Origin of the sequence: Sphingobacterium sp. UBA6317 (genome assembly GCF_002440385.1) — a bacterium.
Classification (GTDB): domain Bacteria; phylum Bacteroidota; class Bacteroidia; order Sphingobacteriales; family Sphingobacteriaceae; genus Sphingobacterium; species Sphingobacterium multivorum.
Map to the genome: position 1 here is coordinate 1 of NZ_DJTD01000055.1, position 17,804 is coordinate 17,804.

The window sequence follows — 17,804 nt, forward strand, 5'->3', positions numbered from 1 at the left end:
ATAAATTTGAGACAGCTTCTTTCTTAAGTGCTATTGACTTATTGTTAATTTGTGCGTCCCGGATACACTTGGAGTGCTTTCTCTAAGCAAACTAAAGCGCTTTTAAGATCATCCTGATTCAGTACATAGGCCAGGCGGACTTCATTTACTCCAGCACCCTCTGTACTATAAAAGCCCGTAGCTGGAGCCATCATAACTGTTTCGTTATTGTAAGAGAACTCTTCCAACATCCATTGACAGAATTTATCTGCATTATCAATTGGTAATTTGGCTACGACGTAAAATGCGCCACCCGGGTTAGGAGAGTAAACTCCTTCAATGGCATTGAGCCCTTTTACGAGGGTATCTCTTCTTGCTGTATATTCTTTGGATACCGCCTCGAAGTAACTGTCTGGTGTATCAACAGCAGCTTCACCCGCTATTTGTCCTTCTAAGGATGGGCTTAAGCGCGCTTGTGCAAATTTCAGTGCTGTCTGATATAGTTCTTTATTTTTGGTAATGATACATCCAATACGCGCACCACAAGCGGAATAACGTTTTGATACTGTATCAAAAATAACGACATTATTTTCGAGACCTTCTAAATGCATTGGTGAGATAAACGCTCTGCCATCGTAACAAAATTCACGATAAGCCTCGTCTGAAAAAAGGTAAAGATCATATTTTAGACAAAGTTCACGAAGAGCTTCGAGTTCTTCTCTGGAATAAAGGTAACCCGTAGGGTTATTTGGATTACAGATGCAGATCGCTTTGGTTTTAGCGGTAATTACCTTTTCAAATTCGGCGATGGAAGGTAATGCAAATCCACTTTCAATATAGGACATGATTGGTTTGATTACCACATCGGAGGAACAAGCAAAACCATTGTAATTTGCATAAAATGGCTCTGGAATGATGATCTCTTCGCCTTCATTTAAACAGGCTTGCATAGCGATCATAATCGCTTCCGAACCACCATTTGTCACTAATATATCTGTCGGCTCGATATTATAATTTAGCTTATTATAATATTCTGCTAACTTGTTTCGGTAAGAGGCTGTACCTTCAGAAGGTGTGTAGGCCCACACTTTGAACTGTATATTTTTCAAAGCATTAAGCATCACTTCAGGTGTTTGGATATCAGGTTGTCCGATATTGAGGTGATATATCTTTTTACCTTCTTTTTTTGCTTGATCAGCATATGGCGTCAACTTTCTAATAGGCGACGCAGGCATATTCAGCCCTTTTTCTGATATTACTGGCATTATAGTTTTTTTAAAATTAGTAGTGCAAAGCTAACCAAAATAAAACGAAAAAAGCCACATGATGATGTGGCTTTTTTCGTTTTATCTATGGGAATTGTTATTCTACAATACCCTTAATGTATAGCGTTTTTACAGGAGTCTTGGTATTCGACTGCACCGTGAAGCTCTTTGTGAATGGCGCTTTTGCTGCAGCATTGTAAGTCACTTTAATCGTGCCACTTTCTCCTGGTTTGATTGGCGTTTTTGTAAATTCTGCTACAGAACATCCACAGGTAGGCACCACATTGGAAATGATAATTGGCTCGCTACCGGTGTTAGAAAATTTGAAATTATACGAAACGGGCGTGCCGGCCGGAATTTTACCAAAATCATGTGTTTCTTTTTCGAATTTAAATTCTCCTTGTCCTGTTTGCATCGAAGAAAAACCAATAAAGGAAATGATGACTGCTAAGATTGTTATATACTTTTTCATGCTTCTAAAATATTACTTTACGATTAAAATAGTACAACTGATATGCCAAATTTAATATTTATTGCCAATTTATTGTACATCTAACAACTTTATTACAGTTATATTATCCCTTCTTTCAATAGATCCTGTATGTGGATAACACCAGCGTAATTTCCTTTGTCGGAAACCAATAGTTGTGTGATGTTGTTTTCACGCATAATATGGAGCGCATTGGCGGCCAATTCATCTTTATCGATAATTTTAGGTGATTTTCCCATGATATCGGCGGCAGTAATTGTTGCTAAATCCGTGTGTTTCTCCAGCATACGACGGATATCACCATCTGTGATGATGCCAAGTATGTTTTCATCATCCAACACGGCGACAGCTCCCAGTCTAAACTGTGTTATGGTGATGATGATATCACTTACTGTGGCTTGTTGTGGGACGCTAGGTTTGCCATTCTGATCGGATAGATCGCCGACTCTCAAGTACAGCTTTTTGCCTAATGCTCCTCCTGGATGGTATTTTGCAAAATCTTTATCCGTGAAATCACGGCACTCTTGTAATACCACGGCAAGCGCATCACCCATTGCCAACTGAGCAGTTGTACTTGAAGTTGGTGCAAGGTTGTTGGGACAAGCTTCTTTCTCAACGGTGGTATTTAAAATATAGTCGGCATTTTTAGCGAGGTAGGAATCTGTATTTCCGACCAAAGCAACCAATACATTCTTTGTCTGTTTTAAAAAGGGAACAAGTACTTTAATCTCAGGTGTATTACCACTTTTAGAGATGGCAATAATCAAATCATTTTGTTGGATGATACCAAGATCTCCATGGATAGCATCAGCAGCATGCATAAAAATCGATGGTGTACCTGTCGAATTGAGCGTTGCAACTATCTTTTGAGCGATAATAGCGCTTTTACCAATTCCAGTTACAATAACTCGGCCGTGCAAATTAAGAATACGATCGACAACGGTAACAAAATCATCATCAATATATTGAGCTAAAGCAGCTACTGCCTTGGCTTCTTCTTGAATAGCTTGAATAGCTATATTTTTTATTTCGTAGTTGTTTTTCACAAAAAATACTCTTACTTTTATGTATTAGAATAGATTGCAAAAATAGATTATTTTTCAAGATTATTTCTTCATTTATCTATCTTATTTTTGCCCAAGGCGCAATGGAAATAGAAAAATCACTTTTCGACAATTTACAAGATTTTTTTGGTTTTGATACTTTTAAGGGGGATCAGGAGGCAATTATAACCAGTATTCTTCAACGGAGAGACACGTTTGTAATTATGCCAACCGGAGGAGGGAAATCAATTTGCTATCAACTTCCAGCACTGATGAGTGAGGGAACTGCAATTGTTATTTCTCCGTTGATTGCTTTAATGAAAAACCAAGTAGATCAGCTTCGTGCATTCGGTGGCGAAGATAGTATCGCTCATTTTTTGAATTCTTCATTGAATAAAAGTGAGATTACAAAGGTTAAGGATGATGTAATCGCTGGGAAGACCAAATTGCTGTATGTCGCTCCGGAATCTCTTGCTAAGCAAGACAATTTGGACTTCTTACACCAAATCACCGTGTCATTTGTAGCGGTTGACGAAGCGCATTGTATTTCCGAATGGGGACACGATTTTAGACCAGAATATCGTAAAATACGCCAGGTCATTAATGAAATAGGGGCCAATATTCCTATTATTGCGCTTACAGCGACAGCAACACCTAAAGTACAGTCTGATATTCGTAAAAATTTGCAGATGACTGATGCTGTTTTATTTAAGTCATCATTTAATCGTAGCAACTTATATTACGAGGTAAGACCTAAAAAAGATGTCGTAAAAGAAATTGTACGTTTTATTAAAACCAAATCGGGTAAGACGGGCATTGTCTATTGTTTGAGCCGTAAAAAGGTAGAAGAAATCAGTGAGGTTTTGAACCTAAATGGCATCAAAGCTTTACCTTACCACGCGGGTTTAGACGCCAAAACAAGAGCAGATACACAGGATAAATTTTTGATGGAGGATGTCGAAGTGATTGTGGCTACCATTGCTTTTGGTATGGGAATAGATAAACCTGATGTTCGTTATGTGATTCACCACGATATTCCTAAATCCATGGAGGGATATTATCAGGAAACTGGACGTGCTGGACGTGATGGGGGCGATGGTTATTGCTTGGCTTTTTATTCGGAAAAAGATGTTGAAAAACTGACCAAGTTTATGAAAGATAAACCTGTGGCTGAACGTGAGATTGGCACACAGATCTTAAAAGAGGTTATTGATTATTCGGAGTCTGCAGTATGTCGCCGTAAACAGATTCTTCATTATTTTGGAGAAAATTTTGACGAGCAGGGCTGTAATAATATGTGTGATAATTGTCGTTCGGAAAAAGAATATTTTGAGGCCGAAGACGCTTTAAAAGATGTATTGGGCTTTATTCAAGAACAGGGTGAAAAATTTGATGATCATCACGTGATTAACGTCATGATCGGCCAAAACAACCAACCCGTATCCGCCTATAAACATGATGAACATCGTCTTTTTGGAAAGGGCAAAGATAAAGGTGTTATTTATTGGAAATCCTTACTTAGGCAGGCAGTGCTTGATAACTTTATCGAAAAAGATATTGATCATTATGGCCTTTTAAAATTGACAGCTATTGGTCGTCATTATCTGGATAATCCTTATCAACTAAAATTTGTTTTGAATCGTCCAATTGAAGGGGGGGATAATACAAGTTCGGAAGATACAGGACAGGGTACAGGAGCCTTAGATACCGTCTTGTTGGGAATGCTTAAAGATTTACGTAAGAAAATTGCAAAGGGCAAGTCCCTGCCGCCGTTTGTTATCTTTCAAGATCCTTCGCTGGAAGAGATGTGTACACATTATCCAATTGCTATCGATGAGTTGAAACAGATTCAGGGGGTAGGGAATGGTAAAGCGATTAAATTTGGTGCTCCATTTATTGCCTTGATCAAAGACTATGTTGAGGAGAATGAAATTGATAGACCTGTGGATCTTGTCATTAAGAGTACAGCTAATAAATCGGCATTAAAAGTGTCTATTATTCAAAATATCGATCGTAAAATTGCATTAAATGATATTGCCTCAGCTAAGGGGATAACTTATGAAGAAATATTGAAAGAAATTGAGACGATCGTAAACGCAGGAACGAAAATCAATATCAATTACTTTATTGATGAGGTCATAGATGAGGATCGTCAAGATGAGGTATATGACTATTTTAAGACAGCAGAGACTGATTCAATTAATGATGCGCTTAAAGAATTAGGTGGAGACGATTATAGCTATGAGGATCTCCAATTGATGCGAATCAAATTTTTATCAGAACTCGGCAATTAATTTTTTATAATTATATGATTAACAAATACATTCCCGAAATCAAGAATGGGACATCGCAGAATTTCTTTTTAATGGCGGGGCCATGTGCAATTGAAGGAGAAGAAATCGCTTTGCGTATTGCTGAAAAGATTGTTACAATTACAGATAAACTAAATATTCCGTACATTTTCAAGGGATCCTACCGTAAGGCCAATAGATCGCGGCTAGATTCATTTATGGGAATAGGTGATGAGAAAGCGTTGAAGATTTTAGAGAAAGTTGGGAAAACTTTTGGTGTACCGACGGTGACGGATATCCATGAGAGCCATGAGGCGGAAATGGCAGCCGCATACGTTGACGTTCTTCAAATTCCAGCATTTTTGTGCAGACAGACTGATTTATTAGTTGCAGCAGCAAAAACGAACAAGGTCGTCAATGTAAAGAAAGGTCAGTTTTTGAGTGCTGGATCTATGAAATTTGCAGTGGATAAGATCGTGGAATCTGGAAATGAGAAGGTTTTTTTAACTGATCGCGGTAATACGTTCGGCTATCAGGATCTCATTGTAGATTATCGCGGGATTCCCGAAATGCGTTCTTTTAACGTGCCCACAATAATGGACTGTACACATTCCTTACAACAACCGAATCAAACTTCTGGCGTAACAGGAGGGAAACCAGCATTAATTGAAACAATAGCCAAAGCTGCAATAGCGGTGGGAGCCGACGGCCTGTTTATAGAAACACATCCTGATCCGGCAAATGCGAAGTCTGATGGCGCCAATATGTTACATTTGGATTTACTTGAAGGCTTGATGGAAAAACTGGTCCGAGTTAGACAAGCTATTTTATAGTATAATAAATAAATCGCAATAGAAAGGAGCCAATAGGCTCCTTTTTTATAATCAATTACACCAAACTTAAAGCTAAATTATTGTATGTTCTCAAAAGTTGCATTGACAGCGTTTTTGTTGTTGTCTTTTTCTGCCATCAAAGCGCAGGAGAGTTATAGTTGGTTTTCTCCACTAGAAGATAAGCATGTGGAAGGTAGGCTGGAGAATCAGAAGCTTTCGGCCTTCAATAGACTTCCGGATGAACTGGAAAGCCAGGTACGTAAACCCGTATGGGAATTGGGGAAGAATAGTGCGGGATTCTATATTGACTTTCAAACTACTTCACCTGAGATTACGGTTCAATACCAAGTGGCTGGCGGTTTAAATATGCCCCATATGCCAACAACAGGTGTCAGTGGGCTTGATCTTTATGCTTATGATACTGTAAACAAGGAATGGAAATGGGCTTATGGCAATTATGATTTTTCGGATACCATTTCTTATACATGGAAGAATATAGGGCGCAATGGAAAATTTAATTACCGCTTATATCTTCCGCTATACAATACGGTTAAGTGGTTAAAGATTGGTGTGCCAAATACCGCTAAATTAACGTATACCCATACCACAGCAGCCAAACCTATTGTTGTGTATGGGACCTCGATTGGACAGGGGGCCTGTACCAGTCGCCCAGGCTTAGCTTGGACCAACCAAGTGGGACGTGCGTTTGACCATGAAATGATCAACTTATGCTTTTCTGGTAACGGTCGATTGGAACAACCGATTTTGAATGTGATGAATAGTGTAGATGCTGCCTGTTATGTGTTGGATTGTATTCCTAATCTTGCTATTTCAAAGTCGCTAACAGAAGAGCAATTGGATTCACTGTTGGTCAATGCGGTGACATTTTTAAGAAAAGAACATCCGACGACACCCATTATTTTGACACAGCATAGTTCGGGGAGCATAGCCGAAGTCTTTAATGAAGATAAAAATGCGGAATACCAGCAAAGTAGCCGTGTGCTGAAGGCGACTTTTGAAAAATTACAATCAAAAGGAATCCGTCAGCTTTTCTTATTGTCGAGTCAAGACCTTAATCTGGATCTGAATTCGACCGTTGACTACGCTCATCCAAATGATCAAGGTATGGAAAGAATCGCAAATGCGTATATTAAATTGTTGAAGAAAATTCTCAAGTAAACTACAGTCAACGAGGACTTCACCATAGCAGTATTTCGAATTTACCTCATCGAAGGGAAATTGTGTATGAAAGGGATTTGTTGATAAAATGATAACAGTATGCTGTTATTTAAAAAAGGGAAGTTTAAAACTTCCCTTTTTTATTTCTTTTTCATTTTCATGGTCATTTTTGCCTTTTCGCCACCGCCATAATTAAAAGTCTTGGCATTGCTTTCTTTCTTTTGGTGGAATGCGCCACCTCGGGAAAGATCTTCTTTATCTTCCTCCTTGCTCGACTTTTTCTTTTTGTCGGTGATGGGATTATAGATTACAAGATCCTCAGGCAGTTCCAAAACATCCATTCTTTTACCGACAGCCTGTTCTATTTTTTTAACCATGGGTAATTCCAGATCTGTTGTGAAAGTCAACACGACTGATTCTTCATTTTCGTCATTTTTAACAAGATGATTTAAGAATTCCTCCTTTTCATTTGGTAACTCAAATTGAAAAATGAATGGAACAGCGGAAAGGTCTACATCGTTCGTATTTTCCCGTGCAATTATTAGGACACGAGATTGACTATTTTCCTTGAAATCTTCCATCGTCTCATAGCCAAAATCATCATAGAACAATGGATTGAGGATAGCAATTTCTTCTTTATTGCTACTGAACAAACTGCTGGCCAACTTTTGGGCAGTAAGCTTCGAATTTACAAAGACGACTACTTTTTGAAATACTTCTTTATCCTGCAACAGAAGATTTAATAAATTGATCTTTGTTGTGAAATTAGGAACATGATATAATAATAGATCTAGGGTGTCGACAGTGTCATTCTCAAGTTCATCTATTTCGACCGAGGCACAATTTTCATTCATGAAATTGTCGATCATGTCATAAAGTTTTTGGTGTTCAACAGTACTGAAAACTAAATGTTGTACTTTTCCGCAGCTTTCGGCTAATTCCCTTACCGTATTTTGCATTCCTTGTTTGATAATCTCTTCAGCATCATCGATAATCAGTGTCTGAATACGGTTGAGATTCAAAGCCAATTTAAGATAGATAGCTCTTGCACGATTTGGGGTAGCTACAACAATGTCTTTTCCATCAACCAGTTCTTCGATTTCTTCTTCCATGCTGCCTGAAGCCCGCAATCCAATGATGCGAAGATCTTTATTTTTGCTTAATTGATAGAATCTCTCAACAATTTCGTCGATACGTTCTTCATTAGGCGCCAAGATCAAAAACTTCGGAGCTTCATCTGTTGTGAATTTCAACTTCATCAAGGTAGATAAGACATAAGTTGTGGTTTTGCCTGCACCTTCCGGAGCGATGGCAATCACATCCTGTCCACCAAGAATTCTGGAAATGCATCTACTTTGAATTTCCTTTGGAGCAAGATAACCGAGTTCGGTCATCGTAGCAGTCAATCTTTTGCTAAGTTTTAGTTTCTCTAACGACACGTATCCTTTTATTTATGTAAGTTACAAAAATACAAATTTTGATCTTAGATCAACTAATGTGCGCCCATTTTTGAAAACAGATTGATAATAATGACGCCAACAACAATCAAGACCATACCGATAATGGCTGCTGTACCGGGAATCTGTTTAAATAAGAACATACCAATAAGCGTAATGGCTACAATACCAACGCCAGACCAAATTGCGTAGGATATTCCGACGGGCAGGTATTTAAGTGTGATACTTAAAAAATAGAAGGCAATAATATAGCCTACAATACAGAGAATGGTAGGCTTTATAAGGGTAAAACCCGCAGACTTCTTGAGGAAAGTGGTTGCAAATATCTCTGCGGCTATAGCAAGAAAAAGATAGATGTACTTCATTGTTACAAAGGTACAATTTTTTGCTCAGCAAGGTTCGGTTAATTAGGTCAATAACAGGGGGAAGTTAATTTATTTTCGAGACAACGAATTGCGTATAAGAGCAATTTTATCTATGTTTGGCCAATTCACATAGCTAGACGCTAGATTTGATTTTATGGGGCATGTTCGAACTTTTTGGAAATCTGTACTAATATTCTTTGTTTTATTGTGCTTTTGCGATGCTATTGTTGCGCAAGAACAGCTGCAAGATTTGCAGAAGTCGTATTACAGTCTTCCTTTAGGAAGTAAAGAACGGTTTGTGTTAACGGGTAAATATGCACAAGCCCTATATTTTAGTAATGAAAAAGCGCTGGCCAGTCAATTGCTTAATGATAATATTCAGTTGGCCAGAAATTATCCTGACAAGCAATATTATGCCTATTTGAATTGTATTGCTGCCATGAACAGTTTTAATGATCATGCATTTGAAAAATCACGCTATTATTTAGAACATGCTAAATCTGTACTCCCCATAGTTAACGATAATGGAATAAAGGGGTATGTTCATTATTGTGATGGATGGGTTATGACACGACAGAATAAAGAGGATGAGGCTGTTTCCCAATTCCATAAAGCAATTTCATTTTTAGAGAAGGCGCCACCGACTGAGGCAAATATCGCCCGAAAATTGGCAGTTTATAAGGAGCTTACAGCGATCTATGCAAATCAACGCAATTATGATTTTCAAGAAAAGTATACCACGCTTTTGCTGGAAACGGCTAAGGAAGGAAAGAATGTCAATAGCCTATTTGACGCTTACATGCAGGCTGGTTACCTATTTGAAGAGGAGTATAGATCCAATAATGCAGACCAAAATCTATTAAGGAAAGCTGAACAACACTATGTTGAGGCTTACAATTTGGTAGAAAAGAACGAGAAACATCTTGTTAATCCAACAGATTTAGCTTACGTTTCTGTTAATTTAGCGAATCTGTACCATGAGTTTTATCCAGAAAATGGTGGTAAAAAAGCAATATCATATGCGAAACAGGCCTTAGATATTGCTGCTGAAACGGGACAATATGCCATTACAATACCTGCTTACGGTATCCTCGCTGATGAATCTTTCAAAGCCGGGCATCGAGAGGAAGGAAAAAGATATCTGCAGCAGGCACTGCACAATCTTCAAAGAGAGCCCCATTATGATTACCAAGTCGGGTTAAGCCTGTTTAGCAGACTGGCTGAAGTAAGTGTTGAAGAAGATAAATATGAGGAAGCTTTCAATTATCAAAAAAGCTACATAGATGTATTTGAAAAAGCATTTAATTCGGATAAACTGGATAAGACGAAGCAACTTGAGCTAAAGTATGAACGTGAATTGCAAAACCAAAAGTTAATGCGGCTTCGATTGGAAGGCGAGAAAAAGGAACAGCAGATCAAGCTGATGAAAGTCTTGAACGATAGACAACGTCAACTGGTGGAGAATTTGAAATTAAATGAACTCAATCGAACACAACAGCTCAAGGTACTCCAACTTGAACGGGATAAAAAGGAACAGGATTTGCAATTAAGCCAACTGGAAAATGAACAGCGCTTGCAAGAACTTGACGTGTCAAAAAAGCAAATTGCCTTTAAATCACGAATGAATTCAATTTATATTTGGTTGTTCGTCAGTTGTTTGGTTGTGATTGTTTTGCTGTTTTATGCGTATTGGCAACGTTCAAAGGCCTTGAAGCAGAAGGTTCATTTGCATGAGCTGGAGATGGAAAAGAATAATCAACAACATGCCATTAAAAGCCTGACTGCAATGTTGGCGGGGGAAGAGAAAGAGCGTACCCGTCTTGCTCGCGACCTGCATGATGGATTAGGAGGTTTGCTGTCAAGTACCAAATTGGGATTATCAGCCATAAATAAAAATGTATTGGAGCAGGAGTCCATGAAAGAAGGAATCGATCGAAGTATTGATTTGCTGGACGGGGCTGTAGATGAACTTCGCCGGCTTGCACATAATCTTATGCCAGATTTAATTGTAAAATATGGTTTGAAAGAAACTTTAAGAGACTATGCAAACCGAATGAGTCAATCGACATGTCAAGTAGAATGTGAATTTTTACAATTTGAATCAACCTTAAGCACGGAACAGGAAATTTCTTTGTACAGAATTATTCAAGAATTGGTGAATAACGCGTTGAAACATGCTAATGCGGCCAACATTTTAATACAGCTTTCTTCACATAATAAACGTTTACATATTACTATTGAAGATGATGGCAAGGGTTTTGATATGGAAAGTGTCGATTTGCAGCACTCTGCGGGAATGCATAATGTGCGATCAAGACTTTCGTTTCTACACGGGGAAATGAAGGTTATGTCGGAGAATGGAGCGGGTACAACCATAGAATTGGAATTACCTATGATTTAACTTTTTGGAAAAATGATAAAAATAGCGATTACAGACGATCACCCTTTGCTACTTGAGGGATTGAAAAACATTATAAATGCGCATGAAGATTTTGAAGTTGTGGGCATGTATTCCAGCGCGACTGAACTGTTCCATCGTATTCCTGCTGATATGCCATTGGTATTGCTGCTCGATATCAATCTGCCGGATGCTAACGGTATCGATTTGGTTAAAGGTCTAAAGGAAAGCAATAAGGATTTGAAAATTATTGCGTTCAGTGTACATAATGAATTTGCAGTGATTAACAGCATTTTAAATGAGGGTGCCAATGCCTATCTACAGAAAAATGCAAATGGTGATGAAATAATTGCTGCCATTTCCGCTGTTCTTGTCGGCAAAAGGTATCTCTGTGAGAAAACGCAGGCGATCCTGAACAAGAAGGTGGAAATGGGGCTTAAGCAGGTGCCAAAATTGACACGTCGCGAGAAAGAGGTGCTTACTTTCGTGGCGCAAGGAATGACAACAAATCAAATTGCCGATTCATTGTTTATCAGTTCACATACGGTAGAGAGCCATCGCAAAAATCTAATGGAAAAATTTCAAACCAAAAGTGTTACTGCGGCAGTAAAATCGGCTATAGAATACGGATTAATTCGGGAAGCCTAATTAGACTCCCCAATTCCCTGATTTCAGGGATGAAAAGATCCCCAGGCATTTGATACTTTTGCTATTATTGATTTAAAATAGAAGGTATCAAGTGCATTGCTGAAACCTAGTTTTTACGCTATTTTCAGAGAAGGTATTGTTTCAGCCTTTGATTCATTGATCTATTTTAAATCGAATAGGTTTCAGAACAAAATTTCAAATCTAGGATTTTCTTAAGGAGCTCAATACTGCGGAATCTAATTTCTTAGTTGAGGGGTCTGTCAGATAGTTCTTTACGAGATAAACTACCAAAAATTACTGATTCAATTGTTATGATTAAAAAAATAATGCTTTGGACGATAGCTGTCCTCGTACTGTTGGCGATTGTCGCCTGGGGCGGATATATACTACGACAGCAAGAATCCTATAAATCATTGGTCCATAAAAAAAGTAAGGCTTTGTTGACCATATCATTGGATGATATCCTGCTGAATCAGTTTTTTAATAAATGGCAGTCAGCGCCGAAAGAGGGACAGGATTTTGGCAAAAAACTAAGTAAACTCAAAGATAATGGTATTGATATCAAAGCGAATGTATTTCTTTTTGCTTTGGAACCGCATCCAAAAAACTTTTATGCTTTTTTTCAGCTAAAAAATAAACAACAATTTTTGACCTTTCTAAAGGATGTGTTACAGGTTGGTGCGGTGGAAAGTAATCTCGCCCCTGATGTGAGCTATGCCTATCATCAACCGAGTAAAATCGCCTTTATCTGGAAAGGGGATGATCTGCTGCTAGGTCTAGGCTTTGATCTTGATACAAAGAAGGAAGAAATGCTTCAGCTAATTCAATCAAAAGAGGACCGGGTTACCATAGAACAATTTATCAACCGTCCAAGCACGTTGACCGGAAAATCACTGCGTTATAGCAATATTTCAACAGATAATTTTATCGAACTTGATTTGAAAGGAGACCATGTCGAAGTATCCGGCGAATTTTTCTCAACAGATTGGAATTTTCCAAAGGAATATCTTGTGAGAGAACTCGCTTCCGCAAAATACATTGGTAAAGCTTGGATCAATATACCCAATAGTCAATTTAAAAATCAGCTAAAACAACTACTTAGTGAACTCCCTTTAGCCGCCGATTCTATTATAACACATTTGGATGGAAATTACGTCGATATTGAAATTTTGAAAAATAAGGTCATTCAAACAGATACCATTATAAATTATGCGGTTGATGAAAATTTTGAAACGATCGAAGAGAAAACACCGTACGAAACGAAAGTTCCGGATGTAAGAATAGCCATGCGTGGAGATAGCGACATGAGTAGATTCCTCCCCAATAAATTATTTTATCACTGGTTTCAAAAACAAGATAAGGGATTTAGTTTGCTGTCCACATCAAAGGATATTGATAAACTTAACGTAGCTTACAATAAGACGGTTGAACTATCCCATGTGGCAGTTCATTTGGCGGATTGGCCAAATGAGGCTAAAATATCACCGATTCTATTATTGAAAACGATCGCGTCAGACATTACGCTGAGCCTTAAAGTTGCAGACCACAATCGCTTGGTTCTCCAGGGAACCATAGGAGACTACTCGCATTAAAACGCGTTAACGACAAACATTCTTAGCTTCTCAATGGTTTGTTTTGGAGTACAAAGTACAAGAACATGGATAAACGAACTAAAAGTAGAAGTAAGGTGAAAACCTATTGGCGAATTTTAAAGAGTACGGTGGCTGGATTTTTGAATGAGGATTCGATGAAATATAGTGCTTCATTATCTTATTATACTGTTTTCTCTATTGGTCCTATATTGGTTTTAATGATTGCCTTAGCTGGAATTTTTTATGGTGAGGATGCGATTGAAGGGAAAGTATTCCTGGAACTCCGCGGTTTGGTGGGAAGCAATGCTGCAAAACAGATTCAAGAAGTTATTCAGAATCTGCAGCTTTCGGGAAAGTCAAACCTGGCATTGCTTATCAGTAGCATTACATTGGTTTTAGGAGCAACGACGGTTTTTGGGGATATACAGAATTCGATTAACAAAATTTGGCACGTAAGGGCAAAGCCGAAAAAAGGCTGGTTAAAATTGATTCAGGATAGATTGTTATCTTCGTCTTTGGTGATTGGATTGGGCTTTTTATTAGTCGTTACACTCATCGTAAATGGTGTAATATTGGCGTTGACAGATCAGCTACAGCATTATTTCCCGGACGTGACCGTAATGTTAATGGATGGGATTAACTTTGCATTGTCTTTTGGAATTATATTCTTGTTATTTAGTGTCATATTTAAAGCACTTCCGGATGTAAATATTCACTGGCGGACCGTACGGGCGGGTGCCTTATTTACGTCAATTTTATTTGTATTGGGACGTTATTTAATTGGAGTCTATCTGGAGCATTCTGCAACCCAAGATACCTATGGTGCGGCAGGTTCATTTGTGTTGATCTTACTTTGGGTCTACTACACAGCAGCTATTTTATATTTTGGTGCGATCTATACAAGGGAGTACGCCACTGTCATGGGCATCCCTATTGAACCCTCGCAATATGCCGTGCATGTTGAAACGCAGGAAATTGAGCGTAATGTAACCGAAATACCTCCGGCCCCGTTAACACAAGAGGAGCAGACGATTACCGAAGAGGATACTACGATCCCCAAGAAAGCATAAACATTAGATTTACTGAATTCTTACCACCAAATTCTGTAAATTTGATGGTAAGATCGATCTATTGTTTATGAACAAATTACAATCATTACGTGAGAAACTCAATTTAACACAAGAGGAACTAGCGCAAAAATCAAATATTTCAGTAAGAACAATTCAGCGGATTGAAGCGGGGCAGTCGCCAAAGGGTTACACCCTTCGCGCACTTGCACAGGCATTGAATGTGGAGGAATCGGAGTTTTCTGCGTATGATATACCTCTTGAGTCAGAAAACTTGAGATGGATCAAGATTATCAACCTGTCTTCCTTACCCTTTTCTATATTGCCACCATTAAATATTTTGGTACCTGTCGCAATTATGCTCTTCAAAAAACAGCATTCATATAAGGTTCGCCAGTTAATCTCAATTCAAATCGTATCGACTTTAATTGCTGTTTTACTGATGCTTATTATTTTTATACTGAACGATTGGGTAGGTATTAAAAGCAATGTGAAATTGCTTATTCCGTTATGTTGGATACTTATGAATATAATCGTTATACTGCGAAATGCGATTGGATTAAATAAAGCTGGGCATGCACGTATTTTGCCCGATATAAGTATATTATAGGTGCTTTTATACAATTGTCGGCTAGCTGTCGGGACATTGTCGGGCTGTAAAAGGGTATTCTTCGTCTGGTATTTTTTTTCTTTGATCTTGAAAAAAAAATGCAAAATTATGAAAACAGACAATCAAAAGAAGAAACGCCATATTGCCTTGGCTACCTTTGCTATTATTCTTTCTTTTTTTACGATGACGAACGTCTTTCCGCAAGCTAAGATTCCTTTGATCAAAGCTTCATCTGAGAAAGCCGGTATTACAGATGGCGCCTATTGCCATGTTGACTGGAAATTAGATCCCAAGGCAGATCCCGACGTCTATTTCGTAAATATTCCAACAAAAGAAAGTACAGTTGTTTTTAAAACAGATCAGGAGGAATTGACTGTGATGACTAAACCCGGGTCGATGTATGATTTCATAGTACTATTGAATGGAACGGATTCTTGTCACGTTCGTATAAGCGTTCAATTACCGCCGGATCTACCCACAATGGATAATAGTAATTTATTTCCGATGCGGATACCGTTTCGTCTTATTGGCTCACGGATTTTCCTGAACGGTACAATTAACAAAAAAGACGTTACGATACAGTTTGATTTAGGAGCTGGAACTGGCGTTGTTAATAGAAATAACGCAAAGCAGCTGGATTTATCATTTTCATCGTTTACGACAGTTGCGAATACCGACGGGCTTAATAACGAGCGGACAAGTCTGGGCAATGAATTGCATATTGGGCCGATTGTTTGGAAAAACGTGTCAGTGACTGAGGTTGGTAATATGAAGCCTTTTGAAGATCTTATTATTGGCAACAGTTTCTTTCGAAATCACATTATTGAAATCGATTATGACAAAATGGAATTGGTAATTCATCGCGATCTCCCCACTAAAGCAAAGAAGTATACAAAGCTTCCAGTATACTATGAGCAAAACCGACCCAAGTTTAAATCTGCTTTTAGACATAACCAACAAGACTACGATTTTTGGTTCCTTTTTGATACAGGTCGTGATGGTACGATGCTGTTAGGGGAAGATTTTACCGGTATAGATCATAATTGGACCGATCTAACGCCGCTTACCATGATCAGTAACCGTAAGATTATCCGTTTGGATGCTTCAATAGCTGGTGTGGAGTTTAAAGATATTGTGACGAATGCCGCTGATCCGGCCAAGCCCAATGGCAGACCAAGCCTGTTCGGAAATCAGATTCTGAACCATTTTAATGTCATTTTGGATAATCAGGAAGGATTTCTTTATCTGAAACCAAACAGCAGGATCAAGGAACCTTATTCAAACTATGAGGGCTATTTGAAACAGATGTCTCAGTCAATGCAGAAAAATTAAAGTGAGCAGCCAATGCCGTTTGTTCAGGGAGCAAATGACATTGGCTACTTATGGTAAGTATGTATCTAACGAATAAAATCGGTCCATTTCTGTTCGGATTTTCCCGAGGCAATTACAGTTTCTAGAAACTTCATGCCACGCAGACCATCAGCTACAGTTGGAAAATCAGTATCTTCTTCTCGCGGCTCTATACCTTGCATTGATGCCAATAGTGTGGCTGCAAAATTTCTATAAATATTGGCAAATGCTTCGATATATCCTTCGGGGTGACCGGCCGGTAGACGAATGTTATGTTTGGCGATTGGTGAAAGGTACTGCTGACCTGCACGAAATAGCTGGATTGGCGCATCGAGCTGTTTAAAGATGAGTGTATTTGCGTCCTGCTGGTTCCATTCCAATCCCCCAAGTTCACCATATACTCTAATTTTTAACGCATTTTCTTCTCCTGCAGCAACTTGGGATGCCGATAGTACACCGGTGGCTCCATTCTCAAATCCAAGTAATATGTTGCCGTCATCTTCAAGTTTTCTTCCGGTCACAAATGTTTGAAGATCGGCACACATTTTAGTGATTTTTAAACCGGAGATATATTCCGCTAGGTGGGCAGCATGTGTCCCAATATCGCCCATACAACCACTTTTTCCGCTCTTTTCCGGATCTGTCCGCCAGAAGGCCAGAGAAGGACTATTTTCGATCATCTTACTTAGCCATCCCTGCGGATACTCGACCATAATTTTTCTAATCGAACCTAATTGGCCCTCTTTGACAAGATGACGGGCTTGTTTCACCATCGGATAGGCAGAGTAGGTGTATGTGACACAGAGTATTAGTCCAGTTTCCGCTACTTTTTGTTGGAGCAATTCGGCCTGTTCTGTTGTCAGAGTCATCGGCTTTTCAAGCACGATATGGAAGCCATGTTCCAGCGCCATCATTGCTGGGTCGAAATGAGCAAAATTGGGCGTGACGATACTCACAAAGTTCATGCGATCATCCGCCGGACGTTTACTTTCCTCGACAATCATTTCCCGATAACTTCCATAGCTCCTTTCCTCTGGAAGCCCTAAAAGCGCAGCGGATTCTTTTGCGACAAGTGGATCAGTACTCAGTGCTCCGCAACATAATTTAATCTGACCGTCAATTCCAGCAGCCATGCGATGTACAGCCCCTATAAATGCATTTTTTCCACCGCCGATCATGCCCATTTTTAGTTTTGTATTGCGCATAAAGTTGATTTTTTAATGAGGATATCTTTGGT

Annotated in this window: 15 protein-coding genes; 9 read left to right on the forward strand and 6 right to left on the reverse strand. The window is 38.8% G+C overall.

What is annotated here, in order from left to right:
• Window positions 1-44: 44 nt before the first annotated feature.
• From B3E92_RS19070 to B3E92_RS19080, 3 genes are all read right to left on the reverse strand, one after another.
• On the reverse strand, window positions 45-1,244 hold the full coding sequence (locus B3E92_RS19070) for a pyridoxal phosphate-dependent aminotransferase (RefSeq protein WP_070561095.1): 1,200 nt from the start codon (window positions 1,242-1,244) through the stop codon (window positions 45-47).
• A gap of 97 nt (window positions 1,245-1,341) precedes the next feature.
• Window positions 1,342-1,716 (reverse strand): DUF1573 domain-containing protein, encoded by a 375-nt coding sequence (locus B3E92_RS19075; protein WP_075992841.1) that lies wholly within the window; start codon window positions 1,714-1,716, stop codon window positions 1,342-1,344.
• A 98-nt stretch (window positions 1,717-1,814) separates the two neighbouring features.
• A complete protein-coding gene (locus B3E92_RS19080; RefSeq protein WP_070561093.1) occupies window positions 1,815-2,780 on the reverse strand; it encodes a KpsF/GutQ family sugar-phosphate isomerase in 966 nt (321 codons plus the stop codon).
• Window positions 2,781-2,881: 101 nt separating this feature from the next.
• On the opposite strand from B3E92_RS19080, the gene recQ reads away from it, so the two are divergent.
• The 3 genes from recQ (at window position 2,882) to B3E92_RS19095 (ending at window position 7,080) form a co-directional block, all read left to right on the forward strand.
• Window positions 2,882-5,071 carry a DNA helicase RecQ gene (gene recQ / locus B3E92_RS19085; RefSeq protein ID WP_286897928.1) on the forward strand — a complete coding sequence of 730 codons (2,190 nt, stop codon included), beginning with the start codon at window positions 2,882-2,884 and terminating at the stop codon, window positions 5,069-5,071.
• Between the two features lie 14 nt (window positions 5,072-5,085).
• Complete coding sequence (gene kdsA / locus B3E92_RS19090; protein ID WP_070561091.1) at window positions 5,086-5,901, forward strand: 3-deoxy-8-phosphooctulonate synthase; 816 nt, start codon at window positions 5,086-5,088, stop codon at window positions 5,899-5,901.
• Between the two features lie 84 nt (window positions 5,902-5,985).
• Window positions 5,986-7,080, forward strand: coding sequence for an SGNH/GDSL hydrolase family protein (locus B3E92_RS19095; protein ID WP_286752058.1), 1,095 nt, complete (start codon window positions 5,986-5,988; stop codon window positions 7,078-7,080).
• 140 nt (window positions 7,081-7,220) lie between these two features.
• Here the strand turns inward: B3E92_RS19095 and B3E92_RS19100 are convergent, their stop codons facing one another.
• Together B3E92_RS19100 and B3E92_RS19105 are read right to left on the reverse strand one after the other, a co-directional pair.
• Window positions 7,221-8,519 carry a DEAD/DEAH box helicase gene (locus tag B3E92_RS19100; protein ID WP_112376383.1) on the reverse strand — a complete coding sequence of 433 codons (1,299 nt, stop codon included), beginning with the start codon at window positions 8,517-8,519 and terminating at the stop codon, window positions 7,221-7,223.
• Between the two features lie 53 nt (window positions 8,520-8,572).
• Window positions 8,573-8,902 carry a DMT family transporter gene (locus B3E92_RS19105; RefSeq protein ID WP_286897931.1) on the reverse strand — a complete coding sequence of 110 codons (330 nt, stop codon included), beginning with the start codon at window positions 8,900-8,902 and terminating at the stop codon, window positions 8,573-8,575.
• A gap of 250 nt (window positions 8,903-9,152) precedes the next feature.
• Between B3E92_RS19105 and B3E92_RS19110 the strand changes: the two genes are divergently transcribed.
• The 6 genes from B3E92_RS19110 to B3E92_RS19135 all read left to right on the forward strand — a co-directional run bounded on the left by B3E92_RS19110 (window position 9,153) and on the right by B3E92_RS19135 (window position 16,549).
• Window positions 9,153-11,303: a sensor histidine kinase gene (locus B3E92_RS19110; RefSeq protein WP_286897932.1), complete on the forward strand. Its 2,151-nt coding sequence runs from the start codon at window positions 9,153-9,155 to the stop codon at window positions 11,301-11,303.
• Window positions 11,304-11,315: 12 nt separating this feature from the next.
• Window positions 11,316-11,948, forward strand: a complete 633-nt coding sequence (locus B3E92_RS19115; RefSeq protein WP_070561086.1) for a response regulator — start codon at window positions 11,316-11,318, stop codon at window positions 11,946-11,948.
• A 311-nt stretch (window positions 11,949-12,259) separates the two neighbouring features.
• Window positions 12,260-13,540 (forward strand): hypothetical protein, encoded by a 1,281-nt coding sequence (locus B3E92_RS19120; RefSeq protein WP_115048823.1) that lies wholly within the window; start codon window positions 12,260-12,262, stop codon window positions 13,538-13,540.
• 65 nt (window positions 13,541-13,605) lie between these two features.
• On the forward strand, window positions 13,606-14,610 hold the full coding sequence (locus tag B3E92_RS19125) for a YihY/virulence factor BrkB family protein (protein ID WP_070561084.1): 1,005 nt from the start codon (window positions 13,606-13,608) through the stop codon (window positions 14,608-14,610).
• A gap of 67 nt (window positions 14,611-14,677) precedes the next feature.
• Window positions 14,678-15,217: a helix-turn-helix domain-containing protein gene (locus tag B3E92_RS19130; protein ID WP_286897935.1), complete on the forward strand. Its 540-nt coding sequence runs from the start codon at window positions 14,678-14,680 to the stop codon at window positions 15,215-15,217.
• 108 nt (window positions 15,218-15,325) lie between these two features.
• Complete coding sequence (locus B3E92_RS19135) at window positions 15,326-16,549, forward strand: retropepsin-like aspartic protease (RefSeq protein ID WP_286897937.1); 1,224 nt, start codon at window positions 15,326-15,328, stop codon at window positions 16,547-16,549.
• A gap of 65 nt (window positions 16,550-16,614) precedes the next feature.
• Here the strand turns inward: B3E92_RS19135 and B3E92_RS19140 are convergent, their stop codons facing one another.
• Complete coding sequence (locus B3E92_RS19140; protein ID WP_286897939.1) at window positions 16,615-17,772, reverse strand: Gfo/Idh/MocA family protein; 1,158 nt, start codon at window positions 17,770-17,772, stop codon at window positions 16,615-16,617.
• Between the last annotated feature and the right edge of the window lie 32 nt (window positions 17,773-17,804).

What these genes read in the sequence shown, in the direction of transcription:
- B3E92_RS19070 (WP_070561095.1), bottom strand. Translation starts at nt 1,244, where the DNA reads ATGCCAGTAATATCAGAAAAAGGGCTGAATATGCCTGCGTCGCCTATT.
- B3E92_RS19075 (WP_075992841.1), bottom strand. Translation starts at nt 1,716, where the DNA reads ATGAAAAAGTATATAACAATCTTAGCAGTCATCATTTCCTTTATTGGT.
- recQ (WP_286897928.1), top strand. Translation starts at nt 2,882, where the DNA reads ATGGAAATAGAAAAATCACTTTTCGACAATTTACAAGATTTTTTTGGT.
- kdsA (WP_070561091.1), top strand. Translation starts at nt 5,086, where the DNA reads ATGATTAACAAATACATTCCCGAAATCAAGAATGGGACATCGCAGAAT.
- B3E92_RS19095 (WP_286752058.1), top strand. Translation starts at nt 5,986, where the DNA reads ATGTTCTCAAAAGTTGCATTGACAGCGTTTTTGTTGTTGTCTTTTTCT.
- B3E92_RS19105 (WP_286897931.1), bottom strand. Translation starts at nt 8,902, where the DNA reads ATGAAGTACATCTATCTTTTTCTTGCTATAGCCGCAGAGATATTTGCA.
- B3E92_RS19115 (WP_070561086.1), top strand. Translation starts at nt 11,316, where the DNA reads ATGATAAAAATAGCGATTACAGACGATCACCCTTTGCTACTTGAGGGA.
- B3E92_RS19120 (WP_115048823.1), top strand. Translation starts at nt 12,260, where the DNA reads ATGATTAAAAAAATAATGCTTTGGACGATAGCTGTCCTCGTACTGTTG.
- B3E92_RS19125 (WP_070561084.1), top strand. Translation starts at nt 13,606, where the DNA reads ATGGATAAACGAACTAAAAGTAGAAGTAAGGTGAAAACCTATTGGCGA.
- B3E92_RS19130 (WP_286897935.1), top strand. Translation starts at nt 14,678, where the DNA reads ATGAACAAATTACAATCATTACGTGAGAAACTCAATTTAACACAAGAG.
- B3E92_RS19135 (WP_286897937.1), top strand. Translation starts at nt 15,326, where the DNA reads ATGAAAACAGACAATCAAAAGAAGAAACGCCATATTGCCTTGGCTACC.
- B3E92_RS19140 (WP_286897939.1), bottom strand. Translation starts at nt 17,772, where the DNA reads ATGCGCAATACAAAACTAAAAATGGGCATGATCGGCGGTGGAAAAAAT.